Genomic DNA, 11410 nt, shown 5'->3' with positions numbered 1-11410 from the left:
TAACATGCATGCTTTTTATTGGAGTTAGAAGCATGAAACGTATAAAAAAGGAGTGTCCCAAAGCAAAAAGTCAGACCCCACAACAACTAAATCAGTAAAAAGTGTATTAAACACTTCTTACTGATTTAGTTTGCGAGGTCTGACCTTTCTCGGAAACCCTATTCACAAATTAATTTGCCGTGTCTTCCAGTTGTCGGTTGTAGAGTCCATAGTAAAATCCTTTTTCCAGAAGCAGTGAGCTATGTGAGCCTTTTTCAATAATTGCACCGTCTTTTAATACAAGGATTTGGTTTGCTTTTTGAATCGTATTCAAACGATGCGCAATAACGATACTAGTTCTTCCCTTCATCAATTGTTGCAGGGCTTCTTGGATTTTCACTTCCGTAATCGTATCAATACTGCTAGTAGCTTCGTCTAAGATCAAAATGATGGGATCAGCCAAAATAGCTCGGGCAATAGAAAGGAGCTGCCGTTGTCCTTGGCTGATTCCGCTTCCGTTTTGCAAAAGATGTGTATTATATTGATTCGGGAGCTTCATGATGAACGAATGGGCATTCGCCTGTTTAGCTGCGTTCATCACTTCCTCGTCTGTTGCATCCAGTCTACCGTAGCGGATATTTTCTATGATCGTTCCTTGGAACAAGAAAGAGTCTTGTAAAACAAAACCCATATGCCGGCGTAGGCTCGACCGTGTTACATGTTGAATATCATGTCCATCAACAAGTATGCTGCCATTGTCTGGATCATAGAAGCGCGATAATAATTGAATAAGTGTTGTTTTCCCTGCACCAGTTGGACCTACAAGTGCAATCGTTTCACCTGGGGATACGCGAAAACTAACATTACGTACAGTATTCTCTGACTTTCCATAAGAAAAAGAAACAGACTGAAAGGAAATATGGCCTTCTACATCTTTCAGCTCTTCTGCATCAATCTCGTCCCGTTCTTCTGTCTCTTCATCTAAAATTTCAAATACACGTTCAGCTCCTGCAACAGCAGATAACAACGTATTGAATTGGTTAGCTAAATCATTTAATGGACGGGTAAATTGCCTAGAATACTCGGTAAAAATCACGATAGTCCCAATGGAAATTTGACCTTTTAATGCCAAATACCCGCCAATTCCAGCAACAATTGCGAAGCTTAAGTTATTAAGCATATTCATTAGTTTCGGAATAAACCCTGAATAGGCTTGAGCCAGAAAACCTGATTGCTTCAGTTTTTTACTTCGTTCAATAAAGTTCTCAATCACTTTATCTTCCTGTGAAAAAGTTTTCACGATTCGCTGTCCGGAAATCGTTTCCTCAATAAATCCATTTAAGGAGCCTAGATTTTGTTGTTGTTCTTTAAATAATTTCCCTGTCCGTCCTGTAATCCATCTCATTCCATAAAACATGATGGGAACAATAATGAGCGTTAACAATGTTAATAATGGACTAAGCCACAGCATGACCGCTATTGTCCCACTCAACGTAAGTACACTTGAAAAGATCTGAACGACCGAGCTGTTCAATGTCGAACTGACATTTTCGATATCATTGGTCACTCGACTCATTAGTTCGCCATGCTTACGGCGATCGAAAAATGGAATCGACAGTTTATGCAAGTGCCAGAAAAGCTGTTTTCTCATTTGATAAACGGTTTCTTGGGCAATACCGATCATCCAGTAGTTTTGCAGCCAGATGGATAACGAGTAAAACACGTATACCAATAGTAAACCTACAAGCATCATCGTTAGTCCACTAAACTTTTTCTTTACAATAAATTCGTCAATCGAGAGGCCTACTAAATAAGGACCAAGCAGTCCCAACCCAGAGCTAACTACGACCATAAATAGGACGAGAAACAGCATTGTTTTATTCTTTGCCAGAAAGCCCCAAATTCGTTTAATCGTACCTAGCCAATCTTTCAGCTTTACTTTTGATTTCATATCATTATGATGAGCGGGAGGCACTCTTTTCATAGTTCAGCCCCTCCTTTCCCATTTGAGACAGCACTATCTGCTGATATAATGAATGACTCGCGACAAGTTGTTCGTGTGAGCCTTTTGCAATCAGTTCTCCTTCTTCAAGCAGTAAGATTTGATTTGCTTCCTTAGCGGTACTCACCTTTTGTGTTATGATCAATGTCGTGCATGTATAGGTTTTCAGCGCATTCAAGAGCCTAGCTTCTGTTTTTAAATCCAACGCACTTGTACTATCATCTAAAAGCAGTATTTTGGGCTTTCTAACTAACGCACGGGCAATGGCTAAGCGCTGCTTTTGCCCGCCGGAAAGATTGACCCCTTTTTGACCAAGTGGCGTGTCATATTGATTCGTAAGTTTCGAAACCGTTTCATGAATTTGCGCATCTTTGGCAGCAGCAATGATTTCCGATAAACTCGCATCATCTTTTCCCCATGCGATATTATCTTTAATCGATCCTGAAAAGAGCAGAGCCTCCTGTGGGACAAAGCCGATATTTTTCCGCAATATATCTAGCTTCACGGTTGTAATATCCTCACCATCGATTGTAATTTGTCCTTGGTCAACATCAAATAGCCGTGGAATCAATTGAAATAGCGATGTTTTTCCCGAACCAGTAGCCCCCATAATGGCAATCGTTTCTCCTGCTCTGGCCGTAAAGGTAATATCCCTTAAAGCATCTGTTTCCGCTGTTGGATATCGGAATGAAACACCCTTAAATGTGATCTCTCCGCTATGAATCTCATTTCCTCTGCTTTCTTCTTTTGAATCAAGTAAATCTACTTCTGTGTCCAATACATCGTTAATACGACTTGCGGATGCTTGAGCACGGGAAATGGACATAATCAGCCAGGATAAGACAGATAACGATGCTGTGATTCTTGTCGCATAGTTAACAATAGCAACCACTTCTCCAACTTGAACATTACCAGTGGCAATCATCTTTTGCCCGAACCACAGAATTATGATAAGTCCCAGATTCATGACAAGTAAAAGAATCGGTGTCGATGTTTCGATAAATCGTAGTGAAGATGCTGTTTTCTTTTTTAATGCAAAACTTGCCTCATTAAATCGACTTGCTTCATGTTCTCTACGTAAAAAAGCTTTAATAAGGCGGATTCCGGTTAAATTCTCTTGCATGACACCATTTACGTCATCCAGCTTCTCTTGAACGAATCGAAACATGACAGATGCCCGCTTCATTACCAAGGCTAAGAAAAAGATGAGCACGGGAATTGTAATTAAGAGGACTAGTGCCAATTTCCAGTTAATGAGCAGAGCCATTACGGTGCCGAGAATGATGAGTAACGGGGCACGGAGCATGATTCTCATTGCCATAAACACAGTATTCTGCAATACTGTAACATCATTCGTCATCCTAGTAATCAATGAAGACGTTGGATATTTCGTTAAGTTGGTGAAAGAAAACGCTTGTACTTTCTTAAACAAATGACTTCGAATGTCATAGCCAAAACTTTGGCTCACATGTGACGCAGCAAATGAGTTAATGATTCCACCAATAAAGGAGAAGATAGAAATCCCCACCATTACACTTCCCCATTTGATGACAACGGATAGATTCTCTTTCATAATGCCATCATCAATAATTTTTGCCATTAACAGTGGTTGCAGCAACTCCACACCTAATTCAGCCAGCATAAGGAAAAGAGCGAGCGTCGCCATCATTCGATAAGGCTTTAAATACGAATAAATCTTCATACACTTCACCATGCTTTCCTTTCTTAAAATTTCTATGTAGAAGTATACCAGAGCTATGGAAAAAACTGATCTGAATTGCATTATACAAGCTTGTAGTAAATAACTATTTAGTAAAACGAAAGATAGATTCTTTTATCATACAATTATATTGAATATTTTTAAATAGTCTGAACTATACTTCATCATCCTTCTATTAACTTCAAAAAACGAATAAATTTTCTATAAAACCCTTGACTTATTTAATAAAATAAGAGAAGATTTAATTGATAATGATTTTCAATATCATTATTAACTTCTGAATCTCGAAAAATTATGCATTTAGCATAATAGATTGCTTATATGGTGAGCCTACTTATTAGTAGCCACTATAGATGAGTTGCTGATTCCCATATGTGTTTTCATGCTAAAAATAACTAGAATATTGCCCCCTCTTTATTCCAGATGTTTTTTTACCCCCTACTTATAAGCACATATGGGATCAGCGTTTTTTTTGAATATTTATCAAATTCTATATATACTACAAGTAATATACATATATCATACAAATAGAAGTGCTTTCTAGAGCAATCAAACACAAATTTTCAATCACCATTTAGATGAAGGAGCCTATTAAAAATGAGCTTATCGACCATTATTAAAGAGAGACGTACAGTGAAACGCTATAAAGATACACCGGTTTCTGTGGAATTGATTCAAGATTTGCTAGATACGGCCATTTGGGCGCCAAACCACAAGATGACGCAGCCTTGGCGGTTCATCTTAGTGCAAGGAGACAGCCTCGCCACTTTAGCTGAAGCAGCTCGTGACGCAGCCATTGCTAAGGAAAAAGATCCTGCAAAAAAAGAAGCTGCAGGGCAGCGTGAGTATAATAAAATCAGTACCCCTCCTTCCATTCTGCTTGCAGTTATGAAGGAAGATCCTAACCCTGTTACCCGTGAAGAAGATTTTGCTGCCATAAGTTGTGTGATACATAATTTCACATTATTAGCATGGGAACAAGGACTCGGAACATTTTGGGCAACTTATGCCACGATTTTTGCTAAGCAATTCCGGGAGGCTTGTGGTGTACAGCCTGGAGAGAAAATAGTTGGTAGCATTCACCTTGGCTATCCGGACGTGATTCCAAACCCTCGTGAGCGCAAATCAATTGAAGAGATTTTTACTATTTTATAGTTTAAAAAGGGTAAACGCTAACACGCGCTTACCCTTTTTTGAACGACAAAACACCTCAACGGATTGCCGGGATTTTGATTTTCACCGTAAACTCTTCTTCTTTATATACAAAGTCCAGGAAGCCATGATGTTCCTTAATAACATCATGAATCAATTTAGTTCCTAGCCCTTCATGCTCACCTGTTTTTGTCGTTTTTCCATACGTTTCAAACAGCGAATCTAAAATGGACGTAGGAATCGGATTACTATGATTCTTGCAAATTAAGAGATACAACCCACTTCTTTTATAAAATTGTAGACTAAGCAGAGCTTGTTCGTTATGTTCATTTTGCCATTCTACACAAGCATCAAGACTGTTGGATAAAAGATTGCCAATTAGTGTGACGATCTCTTTATCTGACAATGGCAATGTTGACAACGGCAAATCCAAATCATAGACGACCGAGATTCCAGCCTCCTGTGCCCGTCGATACATTTGATGCAGTATTCCCGCAACCATTCCTTTCTCTCCTTTAATCGACAGATTCGTTTCTTTATATCCATCGACTAAATCATCTAAATAAGCCTTAGCTTCTCGATTCTGTTCTTTCTCCAGCATAAAGTGAATCGCCGAAACATGCTTAAGGAAATCATGCCGTTCACTGCGGACCACACGAAACGTTTCATTAAAGTGAGCACGTTCTTCTTCAAATCGCTTTGCCTCTTCTAACAATTCAGCAACCTTCTTCGTGTGTTCTTGTCTTACTATTTCAATGACGATAAATAATAGAAACGGAATTAGATAAATGAACGAAGGCTTTATAATTATATAAATAGGAAGCAACAACAGCTGCATAACCAGCAACAACCCATTCATACGTATTCCTAAATTTGATACTGGAATGAACGTCTTTTTATAGAAGAAATACATGATGACTATTACGAGTAAACAAGATATATAAATCGGAATTTCCCAAGCAGAAAACTTCAAAAGCGCATGCACATGAACAATCCCAAGCATCGATACGAGTCCCCAATACACCAGAAACGATTTCAAGTCTTCTCCATCCTTTAAAAATAATGATTTTGTAAAAAATCGACCTTTTCCTTCGTAATCATCGCCTGCTCTTCCATACCTTCAAAGATGACAATATAGGAATTTTTCGCATAGAGCGAGAAGTTCTTCACATAGTGAATATTAATGATAAATGATCGGTGGGAGCGAAGGAAATCACGCTCTCTTAATTCACCTTCTAATTCATTAAGAGTTTGATACGTTTTTATCGGACCTGACTTCGTGTGAATCGTCGTGGAACGCCCTGATCTCTCGATAAAGACAATATCTTTCTTTTGAATAATATGTATATCATTTTTTTGCTTTAAGTACAGCCTACCCGCAATTTCAGCAGATTTAGATTTTTCCATTAACCGCTCAATCGATTTGATTAGCCTGTCCTTCGAATAAGGCTTCATAATATAGTCGTGTACATTCAATTCAAAGGCGTGCACTGCATATCCGCTCGTACCTGTAACGAAAATGACCGAGATGTCTAAGGCATGAGAATGAATAATATCCGCCAGCTCATAGCCAGATAAATTTGGCATCTCAATATCCGCAATCAATAAATCAATCGATTCCTTCTTGATCTGTTCATACGCTTCTTCCGCCGAAACAGTTGAGAAAACAACCTCAACACCTGAAATTCCTTGCACAATGGCAAGCAATTTATCTAAATCGATCCTACGATCATCTACAAGACCAATCTTCATACAATCACCCTCATTTGCCTGTTGCTTCTTCTATTTTACCATCTCAACATGGAAAAATAACCTTTTCGCGACAATAAATGGTATTTTCGCGACATAGTTGCAGATTCCTTCCACGATTCTTTGTATGATAAGAACAAGAAAACAAACGAGTCAGGAGGAATGAAAATGATTGAAATTCATGAAGTGACCAAAAAGTTCCAAGATAAAAAAATATACATTACCGCATTAAAGCATGTTTCATTTTCAGTAAAAACAGGCCAGGTCGTAGGTTTACTCGGTGAAAATGGGGCTGGAAAAACGACCTTGCTTCGAACGATTGCAACCCTGCTTACGCCTACAGATGGGCAAGTATCGGTAGCGGGATTTAACACATTAAAACATGCAGATGAGATTAAAAAGAGGATTGGGGTATTGTTCGGTGGCGAAACTGGGCTATACGACCGTCTTACCGCCCGTGAAAACTTAGAGTATTTTGCCATGTTATATGGATTAAGCAAGCATGAAACGAAGGTACGTATTGACGACTTGGCAAAAATGTTTGGGATGAAAGATTACTTAAACAGGAAAGTCGGTAGTTTTTCCAAAGGGATGCGTCAAAAGGTAGCCATCGCAAGAACACTGATTCATAATCCTGATATTATCCTATTTGACGAACCGACAACTGGTCTCGATATTACATCTTCCAATGTCTTTCGCCAACTCGTCCATCAGCTAAAGCGCGATGGAAAGACAATAATCTTCTCAAGCCACATTATGGAAGAAGTTTCTATGCTTTGCGACACCGTTGCGATGATGCATAAAGGAGAACTTGTCTATCACGGTGATTTAGAGGAACTTTACAAATCTGAAGGCAGCCGCGATTTAAACTATATTTTCATGAGTAAACTTGTTAGGGGGAATGAAAACTATGCTTCTTAATATCTATTTAAAAGAAATAAAAGACTGCTTCCGAGATCAAAGGACTTTATTGCTGACTGTTCTTCTGCCAATTGTCATGATGACCCTTTTAACACTATTTTATGAAAAATTAGTCTCCGATAGTGGCGATGATACGTACAAACTTGCCGTTGATACCTCATTCGGTACAGATGAAGCTGATATTTTTCAGGCCTATAAGAATATTGAACTTGTTAAGTCTATAAATCCCGAAAAAACCGTGCAGGATGGCGACGCACAAGCCGCCCTTTTATTAACACCTGGTTTTATTCACAATATTGAACACTCTGAAGAAGCCTCGGTAACACTTATCGGTGATTCTTTCAGCCAAAACTCAGCTAATTTAATGAACATTGTTACGAATGCTTTATCCAACTACGAAATGTCTATTATTTCAGAACGTTTGCATGCCCAAGAAATAGATTCAGCATTAATCGAGCCATTTACGATTCATCAAAAAGAAATGTCAAAAGAAAACCCCAGTATCAATTTAATTGCGATGTTAATTCCAATGATGTTAGCTCTTGCAATTGGCATAGGTGCAGGTCCGGCCGCTTCCGATTTATTCGCTGGTGAAAAAGAAAAGAAAACGATGGAAGCTCTATTAATGACACCAGTAAAACGTTCCACCTTGCTTTTCTCAAAATGGTTAACCATCTCAACCATTGGTGCCTTAACTGGAATCATCACGTTAGTCGTTGTAGCATTAGAAATTACCTTTTTAACAGAAAACCTAAAAAAGGCCGTTTCATTTGGTGATAACGCCTACCTAGTCATTAGTCTAGCTATCTTAGTTTCGATCATCTATGCCATGTTCATTGCGTCCCTTCTTATGGTGACAAGCATTATCGGAAAAACTGTCAAGGAATCACAAAGCTATAGCACACCGATCCTAATGGTTGCAGTCTTCCCAACTTTATTTACTTCAACTATTGGGATCAATGAACTCACATACCAGCACTTTGCTATTCCAATCCTAAACATATTCAGCCTGCTAAAGGAATTAATCTTTGGCATAATCAACTATGAACATATTATGCTTACAATCTGCAGCAACCTAATTTGCATGATCCTCTTCTTTATCATCGGAAGAATTATGTTCATGAAAGATAAATGGGTGATGAATTAAGTAAAAAAAGATGACTCACGATTAAAATCTGTCGTTCGAGTCATCTTTTTCTATTTTAATATAATTTTATTCCCCTCATGGAACAGCCTTGTTGTTATACGTTCACCGCTACATTTGCGAAAAACTCCTGATATAGTGCACGAACGGCTTTCGCTTCATCTCGGGCTTTAATACCAAACATCATGCTTACTTCCGAAGATCCTTGGTTAATCATTTCAATATTTACTTTTGCATCAGCAAGAGCCTTAGAAGCCCGTGCTGTCGTACCTACATTATGCTTCATTCCTTCCCCGACAACCATAAGCAAAGCAAGATCATGCTCTACCTTCACTTCATCGGCATGAAGCTCATCCATTATTCGTTTCACAATATTGGTCTCGATTTCTTTATTCAATCGATACTCTCTTAATATAATCGTCGTATCATCAATTCCGGATGGAATATGTTCATAGGAAACATGAAAGTCTTCTAAAATCTGTAATAACTTACGACCAAAACCGATTTCACGGTTCATTAAGTATTTTCTTACATAAATGCTACAAAACCCTTTGTCACTAGCAATTCCAACAACAGGACCATTCTCATTTTCACGAGTATTGACCACTTTTGTACCTTGTGCAGATGGATTATTCGTATTTTTTATTTGCACCGGGATTCCTGCACGAAAAGCCGGGAAGAGCGCTTCATCATGGAAAACGGAGAATCCCGCATAAGAAAGCTCTCGCATTTCACGATAGGTCAATTCTTTGATTGGCTTCGGATTTTCAACAACAGATGGATTAACTGAATACACAGCATCCACATCCGTGAAATTCTCATACAAATCCGCTTTCGTTCCATTAGCGAGAATCGAACCTGTTATATCTGAACCACTTCTGGAAAAGGTTACAACTTCACCGGCTTCGTTAAACCCAAAGAAGCCTGGAAAGACAAGAATGCCTGAATGGTCACGAAGCTTTGAGAGCTGATCATACGACTCTGGGAGGACTTGCGTATAACCTTCTTCGTCCGTAACAATGAGTCCAGCTGATTGTGGATTAATATAATGGGCATCGATACCCTGTTTACGAAAATAAGCGGCAACCAACTTTGCGTTATTATCTTCTCCACTCGCTTTAAGTGCGTCGATATATCTTGTTGGCTTGCTTTTGTCACCATGAAGCAGACTGATGAAATTTTCACGAATTTCCATCATCACTTCTTCTTCTAACTCTAATTCTTTAGCTATCTCAGCATATCGATTCACGACCATCTCTAATAAATCCATTGCATCCTCGCCAGAAAGCCGAGCCTCTGCACAAGCAATCAACAAATCGGTCACTTTTATATCTTCAAAATTTCGTTTTCCTGGGGCCGATACAACCACAATTTTTCGTTCCGAGTCTGAAATTACGATATCAAATACCTTTTTTAATTGTTCACCCGATGCAAGTGAAGAACCACCAAATTTTACTACTTTCAAATCATACAACCCCTATAGATAGAATTATCAGTTAATATTATCTTATTATTACGCTAATCGACTAAATAAGCAAGGGAATTCTTTCCCCTGTGTACATTTGTGTTTTTATAGAGGATATTCGTTAATTTATATCATTGATTTAGCTATCTAATTATCTTATAATTATGAAAGTTTTTATACATTTATTTAGAAAGCAGGCGCTATTGATGTGGGTATTATTGGCCATTCTCACGAGTTTATGCTTTGGAATTAATAACGCGATTTTTAAGGTTAGTAACGGAAGAGGCATTTCGAAAGTTCATATTCAGTTTTTCTTTTATTTAATCGCATTTATTATGACAGCTAGTTTCGGACTGCTAAATGATCGTTTTCATCCGAATTGGCTTTCGCTCATTCTTGGTTCAGCGATTGGAGTCCTGAATGCAAATGGCAATATCCAAATGTCCAGGGCTTTTGAAAAAGGGCCTGCAAGTCTCACGTCACCTTTAATTGCAGCTAATGCTATTTTTCCTGTAATAGCTGCTGCTTTAATTTTCGGGGAGCAGTTATCCTTTCTTCAAGGAATCGGTGTATGTTGTATGCTTGTTGCTGCTGTCGTGATTCAATATGCCCCCCATGCAAAAACAGATATTCAATATGGTTCTTGGATTTTTCATATTATACTTGCGATTCTTTCATTCGGTATACTAGGGATTTTAATGCAAACAACTTCCAAACTGCATATTCAACCTCTTGATGTGTTGACATCGATGTATTTTGGCGGTTCTGTTTACCTTTTCGTTACCATGTCCGTATTAAAGCAAAAGATTCAACCACTGGAAGTGAAAATTGGTAGCTTAGTTGGTTGTTTAAGTATTGTTGGCTATGCGTCGTATTTTTACGCGTTGAATACCGGAATCGCTAGTATTATCTTTCCGATTGTTAGTCTCAATTGCTTAATCGTCGTATTGGCAGGCTGTTACTTGTATAAAGAAAAGTTGAAATTGTACCAAGTGGCTGGTGTAATGGTAGCTTTTCTCGGTATTATATTAACTAAATTATAACGAAATGAGACTGTGTCAATAAGTTAAGACCTCGTATTATATACAGTAAATTGTGATACATATTCAGTATCTAAACTGTTATAAGAATACATGGTCTGACCTTTAATTGAGACAGTCTCATTTCGTTTGTTCTATTTCTTTTAGAAGACTTCTTCGATTGTTTCCTACTGGCTACTCTCGGGAAATAGGGTCTGACCCCTTTAAATAACGAAAAATCCCTTATATCCAAGGGATG

The 11410-nt window shown here is 38.3% G+C and carries 9 protein-coding genes; 4 read left to right on the top strand and 5 right to left on the bottom strand.

All coding sequences use genetic code 11. The features are described from left to right. Nucleotides 1–169: 169 nt before the first annotated feature. Both V179_RS0100790 and V179_RS0100785 read right to left on the bottom strand, forming a co-directional pair. Complete coding sequence (locus V179_RS0100790) at nucleotides 170–1963, bottom strand: ABC transporter ATP-binding protein (RefSeq protein WP_051404779.1); 1794 nt, start codon at nucleotides 1961–1963, stop codon at nucleotides 170–172. Beyond that, the gene (locus V179_RS0100785; protein WP_034300166.1) at nucleotides 1935–3683 is read right to left on the bottom strand and encodes an ABC transporter ATP-binding protein; all 1749 of its coding nucleotides are present in this window, start codon (nucleotides 3681–3683) and stop codon (nucleotides 1935–1937) included. Before V179_RS0100785 ends, V179_RS0100790 begins: the two co-directional genes overlap by 29 nt. A 615-nt stretch (nucleotides 3684–4298) precedes the next feature. Here V179_RS0100785 and V179_RS0100780 point away from each other — a divergent pair. Further along, nucleotides 4299–4856, top strand: coding sequence for a nitroreductase family protein (locus V179_RS0100780; RefSeq protein ID WP_028389829.1), 558 nt, complete (start codon nucleotides 4299–4301; stop codon nucleotides 4854–4856). Nucleotides 4857–4911: 55 nt separating this feature from the next. On the opposite strand, the gene V179_RS0100775 is transcribed toward V179_RS0100780, so the two are convergent. Continuing rightward, complete coding sequence (locus V179_RS0100775) at nucleotides 4912–5892, bottom strand: sensor histidine kinase (RefSeq protein ID WP_235178912.1); 981 nt, start codon at nucleotides 5890–5892, stop codon at nucleotides 4912–4914. Between the two features lie 14 nt (nucleotides 5893–5906). Further along, on the bottom strand, nucleotides 5907–6605 hold the full coding sequence (locus V179_RS0100770; protein ID WP_028389827.1) for a LytR/AlgR family response regulator transcription factor: 699 nt from the start codon (nucleotides 6603–6605) through the stop codon (nucleotides 5907–5909). A 165-nt stretch (nucleotides 6606–6770) separates the two neighbouring features. Here V179_RS0100770 and V179_RS0100765 point away from each other — a divergent pair, with 165 nt between their 5' ends. Together V179_RS0100765 and V179_RS0100760 are read left to right on the top strand one after the other, a co-directional pair. Continuing rightward, entirely contained in the window at nucleotides 6771–7523 is a 753-nt protein-coding gene (locus tag V179_RS0100765; protein WP_028389826.1) for an ABC transporter ATP-binding protein, read from the top strand. Next, entirely contained in the window at nucleotides 7513–8670 is a 1158-nt protein-coding gene (locus tag V179_RS0100760; protein ID WP_028389825.1) for an ABC transporter permease, read from the top strand. The genes V179_RS0100765 and V179_RS0100760 overlap by 11 nt, the downstream gene beginning before the upstream one ends. Nucleotides 8671–8764: 94 nt before the next feature. Here V179_RS0100760 and V179_RS0100755 read toward each other — a convergent pair whose 3' ends face one another. Then, nucleotides 8765–10132 carry an aspartate kinase gene (locus tag V179_RS0100755; protein ID WP_028389824.1) on the bottom strand — a complete coding sequence of 456 codons (1368 nt, stop codon included), beginning with the start codon at nucleotides 10130–10132 and terminating at the stop codon, nucleotides 8765–8767. Nucleotides 10133–10338: 206 nt separating this feature from the next. Between V179_RS0100755 and V179_RS0100750 the strand changes: the two genes are divergently transcribed. After that, entirely contained in the window at nucleotides 10339–11175 is an 837-nt protein-coding gene (locus V179_RS0100750; RefSeq protein WP_028389823.1) for a DMT family transporter, read from the top strand. Nucleotides 11176–11410: the final 235 nt, after the last annotated feature.

The organism is Bacillus cihuensis (genome assembly GCF_000504145.1).
GTDB classification, from domain to species: Bacteria; Bacillota; Bacilli; order Bacillales; family DSM-1321; genus Peribacillus; species Peribacillus huizhouensis.
Note: the sequence above shows the minus strand (reverse complement) of the source record. Positions and strands in the feature narration are given on the sequence as shown.